At 73.7% G+C, this 13139-nt stretch carries 13 protein-coding genes; 10 read left to right on the top strand and 3 right to left on the bottom strand.

The features are described 5' to 3' along the window. The first annotated feature begins 14 nt into the window (after positions 1 to 14). Together ACFYWG_RS19875 and ACFYWG_RS19880 are read left to right on the top strand one after the other, a co-directional pair. A complete protein-coding gene (locus ACFYWG_RS19875; RefSeq protein ID WP_389202513.1) occupies positions 15 to 1184 on the top strand; it encodes a cysteine desulfurase family protein in 1170 nt (389 codons plus the stop codon). A 98-nt stretch (positions 1185 to 1282) separates the two neighbouring features. Then, positions 1283 to 1657 (top strand): DUF1304 family protein, encoded by a 375-nt coding sequence (locus ACFYWG_RS19880; RefSeq protein ID WP_389202515.1) that lies wholly within the window; start codon positions 1283 to 1285, stop codon positions 1655 to 1657. An 11-nt stretch (positions 1658 to 1668) separates the two neighbouring features. Here ACFYWG_RS19880 and ACFYWG_RS19885 read toward each other — a convergent pair whose 3' ends face one another. Beyond that, positions 1669 to 2334, bottom strand: coding sequence for an N-acetylmuramoyl-L-alanine amidase (locus tag ACFYWG_RS19885; protein WP_376329668.1), 666 nt, complete (start codon positions 2332 to 2334; stop codon positions 1669 to 1671). Between the two features lie 60 nt (positions 2335 to 2394). On the opposite strand from ACFYWG_RS19885, the gene mnmA reads away from it, so the two are divergent. Next, positions 2395 to 3525 (top strand): tRNA 2-thiouridine(34) synthase MnmA, encoded by a 1131-nt coding sequence (gene mnmA / locus ACFYWG_RS19890; RefSeq protein ID WP_376329671.1) that lies wholly within the window; start codon positions 2395 to 2397, stop codon positions 3523 to 3525. Positions 3526 to 3567: 42 nt separating this feature from the next. On the opposite strand, the gene ACFYWG_RS19895 is transcribed toward mnmA, so the two are convergent. Next, positions 3568 to 4350, bottom strand: a complete 783-nt coding sequence (locus tag ACFYWG_RS19895) for an alpha/beta fold hydrolase (RefSeq protein WP_389202517.1) — start codon at positions 4348 to 4350, stop codon at positions 3568 to 3570. Between the two features lie 61 nt (positions 4351 to 4411). After that, positions 4412 to 4735 carry a DUF427 domain-containing protein gene (locus ACFYWG_RS19900; RefSeq protein ID WP_383503542.1) on the bottom strand — a complete coding sequence of 108 codons (324 nt, stop codon included), beginning with the start codon at positions 4733 to 4735 and terminating at the stop codon, positions 4412 to 4414. A gap of 81 nt (positions 4736 to 4816) precedes the next feature. Here ACFYWG_RS19900 and ACFYWG_RS19905 point away from each other — a divergent pair, with 81 nt between their 5' ends. The 7 genes from ACFYWG_RS19905 to gatC all read left to right on the top strand — a co-directional run bounded on the left by ACFYWG_RS19905 (position 4817) and on the right by gatC (position 13135). Then, positions 4817 to 5620, top strand: coding sequence for a class I SAM-dependent DNA methyltransferase (locus tag ACFYWG_RS19905; protein ID WP_376329679.1), 804 nt, complete (start codon positions 4817 to 4819; stop codon positions 5618 to 5620). Continuing rightward, a complete protein-coding gene (locus ACFYWG_RS19910) occupies positions 5617 to 6156 on the top strand; it encodes a TIGR00730 family Rossman fold protein (protein ID WP_376329681.1) in 540 nt (179 codons plus the stop codon). The genes ACFYWG_RS19905 and ACFYWG_RS19910 overlap by 4 nt, the downstream gene beginning before the upstream one ends. Positions 6157 to 6238: 82 nt before the next feature. After that, the gene (locus tag ACFYWG_RS19915; RefSeq protein WP_383503543.1) at positions 6239 to 6937 is read left to right on the top strand and encodes an SDR family oxidoreductase; all 699 of its coding nucleotides are present in this window, start codon (positions 6239 to 6241) and stop codon (positions 6935 to 6937) included. A gap of 30 nt (positions 6938 to 6967) precedes the next feature. Next, positions 6968 to 7975: a methionine synthase gene (locus tag ACFYWG_RS19920; protein WP_383503544.1), complete on the top strand. Its 1008-nt coding sequence runs from the start codon at positions 6968 to 6970 to the stop codon at positions 7973 to 7975. A 15-nt stretch (positions 7976 to 7990) separates the two neighbouring features. Continuing rightward, complete coding sequence (gene ligA, locus ACFYWG_RS19925) at positions 7991 to 10186, top strand: NAD-dependent DNA ligase LigA (RefSeq protein WP_389202521.1); 2196 nt, start codon at positions 7991 to 7993, stop codon at positions 10184 to 10186. Positions 10187 to 10444: 258 nt separating this feature from the next. Beyond that, positions 10445 to 12724: a putative bifunctional diguanylate cyclase/phosphodiesterase gene (locus ACFYWG_RS19930; protein ID WP_389202523.1), complete on the top strand. Its 2280-nt coding sequence runs from the start codon at positions 10445 to 10447 to the stop codon at positions 12722 to 12724. A 114-nt stretch (positions 12725 to 12838) separates the two neighbouring features. Then, positions 12839 to 13135: an Asp-tRNA(Asn)/Glu-tRNA(Gln) amidotransferase subunit GatC gene (gene gatC, locus ACFYWG_RS19935; protein ID WP_018531282.1), complete on the top strand. Its 297-nt coding sequence runs from the start codon at positions 12839 to 12841 to the stop codon at positions 13133 to 13135. The last annotated feature ends 4 nt before the right edge of the window (positions 13136 to 13139 follow it).

Here is a 13139-nt window from a genome sequence, read left to right on the forward strand (position 1 = left end):
GAATCGGGCTCACCATGGCTTACCTCGACCACGCCGCGACCACCCCGATGCTCCCGGAGGCGGTTGAGGCGTTCACCGCCCAGCTGGGTGCCACCGGCAACGCGTCGTCCCTCCACGCATCGGGCAGACAGGCCCGCCGCACCGTCGAGGAGGCCCGCGAGTCGCTCGCCGAGGCCCTCGGCGCCCGCCCCAGCGAGATCGTCTTCACCTCGGGCGGCACGGAGGCGGACAACCTGGCCGTCAAGGGCCTGTACTGGTCGCGCCGGGACGCCGACCCGGCCCGCACCCGCGTCCTCGCCAGCCCCGTCGAGCACCACGCGGTCCTCGACGCCGTGCACTGGCTCGGCGAACACGAGGGCGCCACCGTCGAGTACCTGCCCGTCGACGCCCACGGCCGCGTCCACCCCGACGCCCTGCGCGAGGCCATCGCCCGCAACCCCGGCGACGTGGCTCTCGCCACGGTCATGTGGGCCAACAACGAGATCGGGACGATCCTGCCGGTCCGCGAACTCGCCGACGTCGCAGCCGAGTTCGGCGTCCCGCTGCACTCGGACGCCGTCCAGGCCTTCGGCCAGATCCCCGTGGACTTCGCCGCGTCCGGCCTCGCCGCGATGACGGTGTCGGGCCACAAGATCGGCGGCCCGTACGGCATCGGCGCGCTCGTCCTCGGCCGGGAGCACACCCCCGTGCCCGTCCTGCACGGCGGCGGCCAGGAGCGGCACGTGCGCTCCGGCACCCTCGACGTGCCCGCCATCGCCTCCTTCGCAGTCGCCGGACGGCTCGCCGCCGAACAGCGCGCGTGGTTCGCCCGCGAGATCGGCGCCCTGCGCGACGCACTCGTCACCGCGGTCCTGCGCGCCGTCCCGGACGCCGTCCTCGGCGGCGACCCGGACCCGGCCGGACGCCTGCCCGCCAACGCCCACTTCACCTTCCCCGGCTGCGAGGGCGACTCCCTGCTGCTGCTCCTCGACGCCCAGGGCATCGAGTGCTCGACCGGCTCCGCCTGCACCGCCGGTGTCGCCCAGCCCAGTCACGTCCTCCTGGCCACCGGCACCGACCCGGACCTCGCCCGCGGCACGCTGCGCTTCTCCCTCGGCCACACCTCCACCGAGGCCGACGTCGAGTCCCTGGCCAAGGCCATCGGCCCGGCGGTGGAACGGGCCCGGGCGGCGGGCCTCACCTAGTCCCGGCCCCCGGCGGAACGCGCCGCGCGCACGAAGGGCGCGCGCGGCCCCCGGCGCGTGCCCTTGCCGCATCACGCGGCCGGGCGGACACTCCGGACGTGAGCGCCGTCATCCAGCTCCTCGCCCTGCTCGCCGCCCTGATCCACCTCGTCGTGGGCGTCCTGGAGCGCTTCCTCCACCATCGCCCGCAGGTCCGGCTCGTCCTCACCACGTCCACGGCGGACGCGCCCGAGGTGACGCTGTGGCGCTCCGGGGTCGCCGTGTACAACATGCTGCTCGGCCTCGGACTCGCCGCCGGGGTCGTGGTCTGGCACACCGGCGACGAGACCGCCGGGCGCACGCTCGTCCTCTTCCTCTGCGCCTTCCTGGTCGTCTCCGCCGTCGTCTTCGCCGTGTCGTTCCCGCGGTCGTGGCGCGGCGCGCTCGGCCAGGGGCCGGCGCCCGCCGTCGCCCTGCCGGCCGCCCCGTTCTGACGCCGGGCCGGTCAGGCGGGCGCGGTGCGCGCCCGGCGCACCAGCCGCATGTACCGGTCCCAGTCCCAGTGCCGGCCCGGGTCGGTGTGGTCCGTGCCCGGGACCTCCACGTGGCCGATGATGTGCTCGCGGTCGACGGGGATGTCGTAGCGGGCGCATATCCGGGCGGTGAGGCGGGCCGAGGCCTCGTACATCTCGTCGGTCAGATCCTGCGGGCGGTCCACGAAGCCCTCGTGCTCGATGCCGACACTGCGCTCGTTGTAGGAGCGGTTGCCCGCGTGGTAGGCCACGTCCAGCTCGCGGATCATCTGCGTGACGTGGCCGTCCTGGCGGACGATGTAGTGCGTGGCCGCCCGGTGGCCCGGGTCCTGGAAGGCCTTCACCGCGCTGGCGAAACTGCCCTGCGTCACATGGACGATCACCATGTCGATGCCGTAGTCGTCGGGCCGGTCCGCCCGGCGCCAGTTCGCCTCCGACGCCGCCACCCAGCGCGCGCCCGCGTGGTCGACCTCGCCCTCCTCACGGGGCTTCTCGACACCGGGGGTGCGCCACCACAACCGCGCCAGCTCGTCACGCGCCAGCACGGCCGAACCCGCCGCGGCCACCGTGCCGCCGATCAGCAGCGCGCGGCGGCCGACCTTCCGGTCGCCGTCCTTCGAAGCCTTCCGCTCTCCCATGTGATCGTCAACGGATACCCGGCGGCCCCGGTTCCCGCGCCCCCGTACCCTGGAGGGGTTATGACTGAGACCCCGCAGCGCTCCCGCCCCCTCCGCGTCCTGGCCGCCATGTCCGGCGGCGTCGACTCCGCCGTCGCCGCCGCCCGCGCGGCCGAAGCGGGCCACGACGTGACCGGCGTGCACCTCGCGCTCTCCGCCAACCCCCAGTCCTTCCGGACCGGCGCGCGGGGCTGCTGCACCATCGAGGACTCCCGCGACGCCCGCCGCGCCGCCGACGTCATCGGCATCCCCTTCTACGTGTGGGACCTCGCCGACCGCTTCCGCGAGGACGTCGTCGAGGACTTCGTCGCCGAGTACGAGGCCGGCCGCACCCCCAACCCGTGCCTGCGCTGCAACGAGAAGATCAAGTTCGCCGCGCTCCTCGACAAGGCGCTCGCCCTCGGCTTCGACGCGGTCTGCACCGGCCACTACGCCAAGGTGATCGTCCGCGAGGACGGCACGCGGGAGCTGCACCGCGCCTCCGACCTGGCCAAGGACCAGTCCTACGTCCTCGGCGTGCTCGACGACCGGCAGCTCGCCCACGCCCTGTTCCCGCTCGGCGACACCGTCACCACCAAGGACGAGATCCGCGCGGAGGCCGAGCGCCGCGGCCTGGCGGTGGCCAAGAAGCCCGACTCCCACGACATCTGCTTCATCGCCGACGGCGACACCCAGGGCTTCCTGGCGCGGCGGCTGGGCAAGGCCGAGGGAGACATCGTCGACGAGGCCGGCAACAAGCTGGGCACCCACGAGGGCGCGTACGGTTTCACGATCGGCCAGCGCAAGGGGCTGCGCATCGGCACGCCCGCCGCCGACGGCAAGCCCCGCTACGTCCTGGACATCTCCCCGGTGGACAACACCGTGACGGTCGGCCCGGCCGACGCCCTCGACGTCACCGGGCTGCGGGCGATCAAGCCGCGCTGGTGCGGCGCCGCCCCCACCGGCCCCGGCACCTACACGGCCCAGCTGCGCGCCCACGGCGGCGAGACCGAGGTCACCGCCGTACCGGTCGACGGCACCCTGCAGGTCACCTTCGCCGAGCCGGTGCGCGGCGTGGCCCCCGGCCAGGCGATCGTGCTGTACGACGGCACGCGCGTGGTGGGCTCGGCGACCATCGCGTCGACCACGCGGGCCACGGCCGGGGTGGCCTGACCCGCCGAGGACGATCGGCCGGGCCCACGCGCGCGGGCCCGGTCAGCCCCGGCCGAAGAACTCCGTCAGCGCCGGCGCCAGCACGTTCGGCTCCACCATGTGCGTCTGGCCCTGCAGCGCCCGGTACGCGCCCTGCGGCACGCAGTCGGCGATCGCCCGGGCCGCCTCGCGCAGCCACCCGGGGCTCGCCTCGCCCGCCACCGCCAGGACCGGCACCCCGATCGCGCCCAGCCGGTCGCGCGGGACCCGGCCGTCGCGCATCACGGCGTCGTCGTAGGCCAGGCTCGGGGCGATCGCCTCCATGCCGGCCCACATCGGGGACTGGCGGGCGCCCTGGATCACGTTCTCGGCCAGGCCGGTCAGCCGCAGGAACAGCTCCACCGCGTCCCCGCGCCGGCCCTCGCCGAGCGCCTCCGTCAGCCTCCGGGTGTACTCCGCGCGCTCCTTCGCGCCCTCCTCGGACATCGCGAACGGCGTCTCGTACACCGCGACGCGCCGCACCGGCAGTCCGGCCGCCGCCGCCTCCAGCGCCAGTGCCCCGCCCGAGGAGATGCCGTACAGGAACGCCTCGCCGCCCACCGCCTCGATCACCGCCGCCAGGTCCTCGACCTCACGCTCCACGGCGTAGGGCGCGGTATCGCCGCTGGCGCCGCGGCCCCGGCGGTCGTAGACGACGGCCCGGAAACGCTCGGAGAGCGACACGGCCAGCGGCGCCAGGGTGCCGCCCGTCGACATCGCGCCGCTCACCAGCACGACCACGGGGCCCTGCCCGGTGCTCTCGTAGGCGATGCGGGTGCCGTCGCGCGAAAGGGTCTTCTTGTCCATGCCCATGCAGACTGCCGCACCGCACCGGCTTCATCGGTGAGGCCAGCCGCGCGTCAGCCGATCACTCCACTTCCACCTCGTAGAAGCACAGGTGATCCCTGATCCCGGCGACACCCGGCTTCGGGTCGGGATACGCCCAGACGAGGTCGTCCGCGCCGGGCCGCGACCAGTAGGCGGCGGTGCCCTTGAACGGGCAGTACGTCCGCGTGCCCGACGGCGTCAGCAGGTCCAGGCGCACGTCCTCGGGCGGGATGTAGTACCGCTCCGGACAGCCCGTCTCGCGCAGGACCAGCGCCCGGTCGCTGTCCGCGAGGACCTCCCCGCCGTGCACCACGCGCACGTGCCGGTCGCTCCGCTCCACGGTGATCCGGTGTCCTGTCGTCACGATCGCCCCTCCTCGGGTAGCCGACTCCTCGCCTACAGCGCACGCTGAAGCGGAGTTCTTCCCCCTGCCGCAGGAGGCCCCATGCGCGCCACGGACCCGTCCGGCAACCGCTCCAGCCTGCTGCACCAGGTCCGCTACGCCCTGCGCCACCCCGAGCGCGTCCCCGCGCACGCCCGGCGCGCGGCTCGGGACGCCCTGCTGCGGCTGCGCCACCGCGACCACATCGCCTACTACCGGGCCGTCATGGCCTCCGACGCGGCCCGCAGCGTCGAGGCCGCGGTGGGCCACAACCCCTCGCACGAGCAGTGGGAGCGCATCGGGCGCCTGCAGTTCGACTACCTCGTCGGCCACGGCCTGCGGCCCCACCACCGGATGCTCGACATCGGCTGCGGCAACCTGCGCGCCGGGCGGCTGTTCATCGGCCACCTCGACACCGGCAACTACTACGGCATCGACATCTCGCCGGACATCCTGCTCGCCGCCCAGGACACCCTGGTGGCCGACAAGCTCCAGGACAAACTGCCGCACCTGACCCTCGCCGGCGACCTCACCTTCGCGTTCCTGCCCGAGGGGCACTTCGACGTGGTGCACGCGCACAGCGTCTTCTCCCACTCCCCGCCGGACGTCATCGAGGAGTGCTTCGCCCACGTCGGCCGCATCCTCGCCCCCGGCGGGTTCTTCGACTTCACCTTCGACCGGACGGAGGGAGAGGAGCACCAGGTGCTGCGCGAGGACTTCTACTACCGCACCCGCACCCTGACCGCACTCGCCGCCCGGCACGGCCTGGACGCCCGGTTCATGGACGACTGGGAGCGGCTGCCGCACCGGCAGTCCAAGATGCGCCTCACCGTCGCCGCCGGCCGGGCCCGTACCGTGGGCGCATGAACATCTGCGTCTTCCTCTCCGCCGCCGACCTCGACGAGCGCTACACCCGGCCCGCCCGCGAGTTCGCCGAACTGCTGGGCAAGGGCGGGCACACGCTCGTGTGGGGCGGCTCGGACGTCGGCCTGATGAAGGTGGTCGCCGACGGCGTGCAGGAGGCGGGCGGCCGGCTGACCGGCGTGTCCGTGCGCTTCCTCGCGGCCACCGCCCGCCCCGGCGTCGACGAGATGGTGATCGCCGAGGACCTCGCCGAGCGCAAGAAGCTGCTGCTGGAGAAGGCCGACGCCGTGGTCGTCATGGTCGGCGGCACCGGCACGCTCGACGAGGCGACCGAGATCCTGGAACTGAAGAAGCACGGGCACACCGACAAGCCGGTGGTCCTGCTCAACACGGCCGGCTTCTACGACGGCCTGAAGGAGCAGTTCCGGCGCATGGAGGCGGAGGGCTTCCTGCCCCGCCCGCTCGGCGAGCTGGTCTTCTTCGCCGAGGAGCCGGCCGGCGCGCTCGCCTACCTGGAGGAGAGCCAGGGCATCGTCTGACCCCGGCCGGCCAGGTGCCGGGGCGGCCCCGCAGGCGCCGGGCGCGGCCCGGTCACCGGTGCGGTGCCCGGCTGATGCGAGCATGGCGCCCATGGCTACTCATGTGATCACCGGAGCCGGCTCGGGCATCGGCGCGGCCGTGGCCCGCCGCCTGCACGCGCGCGGGGACGCCCTCGTGCTGCACGCGCGCGACGCGGGCCGCGCCAAGGAACTGGCCGCCGCGTTCCCCGGGGCGACGACCCTGGTCGGCGACCTCGCCGACCCCGACAGGCTGTCCTGGGCCTTCTCCCACCAGTCGCTGCCGGACCGGGTGGACTCCCTGCTGCACATCGCCGGGGTGGTCGACCTCGGCCCGGTCGGCGAGCTCACCCCCAAGACCTGGCGCCACCAGCTCAACGTCAACCTCGTCGCCCCCGCGGAGCTGACCCGCCACTTCCTGCCGCAGCTGCGCGCCGCCCGCGGCCACGTGGTGTTCGTCAACTCCGGCGCCGGACTCAACGCGCACGCCGGCTGGTCCGCCTACGCCGCCTCCAAGCACGGCCTGAAGGCCCTCGCCGACTCGCTGCGCCACGAGGAGCACGGCAACGGTGTGCGGGTCACCTCGGTCTACCCGGGCCGCACGGCCAGCCCCATGCAGGCCAAGGTCCACCAGCAGGAGGGCAAGGAGTACGACGCCGCGCGCTGGATCGACCCGGAGTCGGTGGCCACCACCCTCGTGATGGCCCTGGACCTGCCGCGGGACGCCGAGGTCAACGACCTGACGGTGCGGCCGGGCGCCTGAGCGCGGCCCGCCGTTCACTAGGCTGTTGCGGTGAGCGAAAACAGCCAGTTCAGGTTCGGTGCCGCCACCGGCGTGGGGTCCATGCCCGGCGGCGACGCCCGGGAGGCCGCCAGGGCGGTCACCGGGACCTTCGAGGACTTCCCCTTCCTGCCCGAACTGCCCGCCCGGGGCCCCGGCGCGGACATGATCGGACGCACCGCCGGCCTGCTGGTCGAGCTGTACGCGCGCGTGGAGCCCAGCGGCTGGCGGCTCGGGGACCGGCCCGGCCGCGACACCAGGCGGGCCCGCTCCTGGCTCGGCGAGGACCTCGACGCGCTGGAGGAGTTCACCCAGGAGTACCGGGGACCGCTGAAGGTCCAGGCCGTCGGGCCCTGGACCCTCGCGGCCAACCTGGAGCTGCGCGGCGGCGAGGCCGCCCTGTCCGACGCCGGCGCCTGCCGGGACCTGGCCGCCTCCCTCGCCGAGGGGCTGCGGGAGCACCTGGCCGAGGTGCGGCGGCGGATCCCGGGCGCGCAGCTCGTGCTCCAGCTCGACGAGCCGTCCCTCACCGCCGTCCTGCGCGGGCAGGTGAAGACCGCCAGCGGCTACCGCACGCACCGGTCCGTGGACCGGCAGGTCGCCGAGCAGACGCTGCGCGACCTGGTCGCGGTGCACCCGGACGGGCCCGTCGTCGTCCACTCCTGCGCCCCGGACGTCCCCTTCGCCCTGCTCCGCCGGGCCGGGGCGGCGGCGGTCTCCTTCGACTTCTCGTTGCTCACCGAGCGTGACGACGACGCGATCGGCGAGGCGGTGGAGGGCGGCACCCGGCTCTTCGCCGGTGTCGTCCCGTCCGCGGAGGGCCCATTGTCAGACCCTGCCGGTAGCGTCATGGGTGTCAGGACGCTGTGGCGCAGGCTGGGGCTGTCTCCGGGGCTTCTCGCGGAGGCGGTCACGGTCACCCCGGCGTGCGGACTGGCGGGGGCCTCCCCGCAGTACGCGCGCGCGGCTCTCGCCCACTGCGCCAGGGCGGCGAGATCTCTCGCGGACAACCCAGAGTAACGGGAGGACGACACGGTGGCCGGCGACAAGCAAGCGGAGACGACGACGGTGCCCGCCGAGGCACGGGAGAAGCACGCGCGCCTCGCGGAGCAGATCGAGGAGCACCGCTTCCGCTACTACGTGAAGGACGCTCCCGTCGTCAGCGACGCGGAGTTCGACCAGCTGCTGCGGACCCTGGAGTCACTGGAGGAGGAGCACCCCGAGCTGCGCACCCCGGACTCCCCGACCCAGAAGGTCTCCGGGTCCTACGAGACGGAGTTCACGGCCGTCGCGCACCGCGAGCGGATGCTCTCCCTGGACAACACGTTCAACGACGACGAGCTGGCCGCCTGGTCCGAGCGCATCGCCCGCGAACTGGGCGAGCAGACCTACCACTTCCTGTGCGAGCTGAAGGTCGACGGCCTCGCCGTCAACCTCACCTACGAGCACGGCCGCCTCACCCGCGCCGCGACCCGCGGCGACGGCCGCACCGGCGAGGACATCACGCCCAACGTCCGCACCATCGCCGAGATCCCCGACCGCCTCGCCGGCGACGACGTCCCCGACCTCGTGGAGATCCGCGGCGAGGTCTACTTCCCGATGGAGAAGTTCCAGGAGCTGAACGCCCGCCTCGTCGAGGCCGGCGACAAGCCCTTCGCCAACCCCCGCAACGCGGCGGCCGGTTCGCTGCGCCAGAAGGACCCGCGCGTCACCGCCACCCGCCCGCTGCACATGGTCGTCCACGGCATCGGCGCCCTGGAGGGCTTCAGCGGCCTCACCCGCCTGTCCCAGGCCTACGACCTGCTCAAGACCTGGGGCCTTCCCACCTCCCGGCACAACAGGGTGGTCGACGGCCTGGAAGGCGTACGGGAGTTCATCGCCTACTACGGCGAGAACCGCCACTCCGTGGAGCACGAGATCGACGGCGTGGTCGTCAAGCTCGACGAGATCCCCCTCCAGGGCCGCCTCGGCACCACCTCGCGCGCCCCGCGCTGGGCCATCGCGTACAAGTACGCGCCGGAGGAGGTCAACACCAAGCTCGTCAACATCCGCGTGGGTGTGGGCCGCACGGGCCGCGTCACCCCGTACGCCCAGGTCGAGCCGGTCACGGTCGCCGGCTCGGAGGTCGAGTTCGCCACGCTGCACAACCAGGACGTGGTCAAGGCCAAGGGCGTCCTCATCGGCGACACCGTGGTGCTGCGCAAGGCCGGTGACGTCATCCCGGAGATCCTCGGGCCGGTCGCCGACCTGCGCGACGGCAGCGAGCGCGAGTTCGTCATGCCGAGCGAGTGCCCCGAGTGCGGCACACCGCTGCGGCCCATGAAGGAGGGCGACGTCGACCTGCGCTGCCCCAACGCCCGCAGCTGCCCTGCCCAGTTGCGCGAGCGCCTGTTCTACCTCGCCGGCCGCAAGGCGTTCGACATCGAGCACTTCGGCTACGTCGCCGCCGCCGCGCTGACCGCCCCGCTGGAGCCGGAGACCCCGCCGCTGGCGGACGAGGGCGACCTGTTCGACCTCACCGTCGAGCAGTTGCTGCCCATCAAGGCCTACGTCCTCGACCCGGACAGCGGCCTGCCCAAGCGCGACCCGAAGACCGGCGAGGAGAAGGTCGCCACGATCTTCGCCAACCAGCAGGGCGAACCCCGCAAGAACGCGCTCGCCATGCTGGAGAACATCGCCGCGGCCAAGGAGCGCCCCCTGGCGCGCATCCTCACCAGCCTGTCGATCCGTCACGTCGGGCCGGTCGCGGCCGAGGCGCTGGCCCGCGAGTTCCGCTCGATCGAGCGGATCGACCGGGCCAGCGAGGAGGAACTGGCCGTCACCGAGGGCGTCGGCCCCACCATCGCGGCCTCCCTGAAGCAGTGGTTCGCCGAGGACTGGCACCGCGAGATCATCCGCAAGTGGAAGGCCGCCGGCGTCCGCATGGAGGAGGAGAGCACCGGCGAGGACGAGGGCCCGCGCCCCCTCGAAGGACTCACGGTGGTCGTCACCGGCACCCTGGAGAACTTCACGCGGGACGGCGCCAAGGAGGCCCTGCAGAGCCGCGGGGCGAAGGTCACCGGCTCTGTCTCGAAGAAGACGTCCTTCGTGGTCGTGGGTGACAGTCCCGGGTCCAAGTACGACAAGGCGATGCAGCTGAAGGTTCCGGTTCTGAACGAGGAAGGCTTCGGCGTCCTGCTGGAACAGGGACCCGAAGCCGCGGCCGAAGTCGCTCTTTCGTCCGAGGAGTAGCGGTTGAAGGCCACCCGTTCGGCGCATACCAGATGCATACGGGTGGCCAGGGCGCATTCGGGCAACCGTCGGCGACCGCCGCCCGAGGAAGCCTTCCGCGGCCTACTGTTGAGATGTGCGCCTGCCGTGCCCAGCTGCGGTCGGGGCATCTTCGTGCTCGGGCAGGGGCACGGGGAAAGGTTTTCCAGCGCGGGCCGTTGAGGTTGTCGGGCACCGGCCCGCGTGGCGTGGGCACCGCCGGCTGTGAGAGGGACGGGAATGGAACCGACCGAGAGCGCCGTGCCGGGCTCACGGCTGCGCCTGCGCCGCATGGCGGTCGCCTGGCGCGCAGTCCGTGGGGCGGGCCGGCCGGCGGGACGTCCGGGCGCGGGGGTGCGCGCCGCCGGACGGTACACCGCGGACGGGCACACCACCGGCGAGGGCGCCGCAGCGCCGGACGGCCGCGGCGGGACCGGACCGGGCGACCGGCCGCGCGGCGCCCTCGGCGCGGGGGACACCGACCGGCACCCTTCCTGGCCCGCCCTGCCCGCCACCGTCGTCGCGGCGGCCGCGCTCGTCCTGGGCGCCGGCTTCCAGCGCGCCTTCACCGGCGGCCACGCCCTCTTCCCGTCGGGCACGGCCGGCTGGTCGCTGGCCGTGCTGACCGGCATCGTGGTCGGCCACCTCGTCATGCTCGGCCGCTCCCGCTGGTGGGGCGGCACCGGCTCGGGCGCCGCCCTCACCCTCGCCGTGCTGCTGCTGTACGGCTGGGTCCCGGCCGGCATGGTCAGCCTCACCGTCGTCGTCCTGGTCGGGGTCGCCCGGCGCAACCGCTGGCGCCAGGGCGTGCTGCACGGCGCCGTCGACCTGCTCGGCATCGGCGCCGGAGCCCTGGTGCTGGCCGCCTTCGGCACCGTTCCCTCGGTCGAGTCCCCGGCGGACCCCGCCTCCTGGACCCTGGCCACCGGGCCGCAGGTCGCCCTGGTCGCCGTCGCCTACCTGGCCGTCACCCGCGTCCTGCTCTGGTACTTGCACGCCCCGCGCCCCGGCCTGCCCACCGTCGCCCGCACCGCCCTGGTCCGGCAGGGCCTGGTCGCCGTCGCACTGCTGGGGATCGCGCCGCTGGTGTGCGTGGTGGCCGTAGCCAAACCGATCCTGCTGCCGCTGTTCGCCATCCCCCTCGTGGCCCTGGACTCCACCCTGTGGATAGCCCGGGCCCGGGCGGAGGAGCAGCTGCGCGACCCGCTGACCGGGCTGCCGAACCGCCAGTGGCTGCTGGAGCGGATCTGGACCGCGCTGGACGACGCGGAGCGGATCGACGCCCGCGCCGCCCTGATGCTGATCGACCTCGACCGGTTCCGGTCGGTCAACGACACCCTGGGCCACCTCGCCGGTGACCGGCTGCTGCTGCAGATCGCCGACCGGCTGCGGGTGGCCCTGCCGCGCGGCGCCGAGGCCGCCCGGCTCGGCGGCGACGAGTTCGCCGTCTTACTGCCGGTCGCCGACTCCACCACCTCCGCGACCCGCGTCGCCCGCACCCTCGTCGCCGCGCTCAGCTCCCCGCTCGACCTCGACGGCCTCACCCTCGTGCTGGAGGCCAGCGCCGGGGTCGCCGTCTTCCCCGACCACGCCCTGGACGCCGAAGGACTGCTGCGCCGCGCGGACGTGGCGATGTACCAGGCGAAGCGGGACCGCACGGGCGTCGAGGTCTACGAGTCCAAGCGGGACTCCAACACCCCCGACCGGCTCGGCCTGCTGGGCGACCTGCGCCGCGCCCTCGACGCGCACGAGGTGCAGCTGCACTACCAGCCCAAGGTCCGCTTCGACGGGCAGGTCGCGGGGCTGGAGGCCCTGGTGCGCTGGGTGCACCCGGAGCGGGGCAAGGTGCCGCCGGACGAGTTCATCGCCATCGCCGAGTCCTCCGGCCTGATGCCCCACCTCACGGAGTACGTCCTGGAGACGGCGCTCGGCCAGGTCGCCCGCTGGCGCGAGCAGGGCCTGTTCGTGCCGGTCGCGGTGAACGTCTCCCCGCGCGACGTGCACACCCCCGGCTTCGCCGGCTCCGTCGCCGCCCGGCTGGCCCGGCACGGCGTCCCGGCGGGAGCGCTCCAGCTGGAGATCACCGAGCACGTGCTGCTGGAGGACCCGCAGCGCGCCGCCGACACCCTCAACGCGCTGACCGGGCACGGCGTGAGGATGTCCCTGGACGACTTCGGCACGGGCTACTCCTCGCTGGTGCACCTGCGCCGGCTGCCCGTCAGCGAACTGAAGATCGACCGCTCGTTCGTGGCCCGGCTCGCGATCGACACCGAGGACGCCGAGATCGTGCGCTGCACGGTCGACCTGGCGCACTCCCTCGGACTGCTCGTCGTCGCCGAGGGCGTCGAGGACGACGAGACCTGGGAGCGCCTGCGCGACCTCGGCTGCGACGCCGTGCAGGGATGGCTGGTCGCTGCGGCGATGCCGCCCGAGGAGACCACGGCATGGCTGCGGGCCCGCGGACCGCGGGGATGGCAGCGCCCGCGCGCCGCCCTGCCGGCGGCGACGGCCGACGAGTAGCGGCACGCCCGGGCTCCTCCGTCGGCCGCGGGCGCGCCAAACCGTTTCACGGTCACCGGCCCCGGACCCATAGGATTGGGCCAAACCCGTTCACTCACCCCAGAGGATCGCTGCATGCCTGGCATCACGCGCGAGGAGGTCGCCCACCTCGCCCGGCTGGCGCGTCTGGAGCTGAAGCCCGAAGAGCTCGACCACTTCGCAGGCCAGCTCGACGACATCATCGGCGCGGTCGCCCGCGTCAGCGAGGTCGCCGACCAAGACGTACCGCCGACCTCGCACCCGCTCCCGCTGACGAACGTCATGCGGGCGGACGAGGTCCGTCCGTCGCTCACCCCCGAGCAGGCGCTCTCCGGCGCCCCGGCCCAGGAGCAGCAGCGTTTCAAGGTGCCGCAGATCCTGGGGGAGGACTAGGAAG

This window comes from Streptomyces sp. NPDC003456, from assembly GCF_042878735.1.
GTDB lineage: Bacteria > Actinomycetota > Actinomycetes > Streptomycetales > Streptomycetaceae > Streptomyces.